The 261-nt window shown below is 60.9% G+C and carries 1 pseudogene; it reads right to left on the minus strand.

Features of this window, described 5'->3' with window-relative positions:
* Positions 1-167 (minus strand): annotated as a pseudogene (locus tag KJQ96_RS41245) (UPF0280 family protein); the annotation flags it as partial.
* Between the last annotated feature and the right edge of the window lie 94 nt (positions 168-261).

Here is a 261-nt window from a genome sequence, read left to right on the forward strand (position 1 = left end):
TCGCAGAGTTCATCGAGCAGGCCGGTAAAGCGCCAAGCAGCGGCTTCATAAGCGGCGCGCACCTCACCTTCACTTCCCTTCGCCTCGATGACCAGATCGATCGGACCATCCTGCAAATGCAGCCGCTTGCCGTCAGGAAGAAGCGCGATTTGCGGGAGCCGTTTCATGCGCGCCGTCCGGGCATATAGGGCATCGGCCGGAATTCGCTGTTTTCCCGCAAGGATGCCAACGGACGCACATGATCCATGTGACCGCCGAGCG

The organism is Bradyrhizobium sp. sGM-13, from assembly GCF_018398875.1.
In the GTDB taxonomy this organism is placed as follows: Bacteria; Pseudomonadota; Alphaproteobacteria; order Rhizobiales; family Xanthobacteraceae; genus Bradyrhizobium.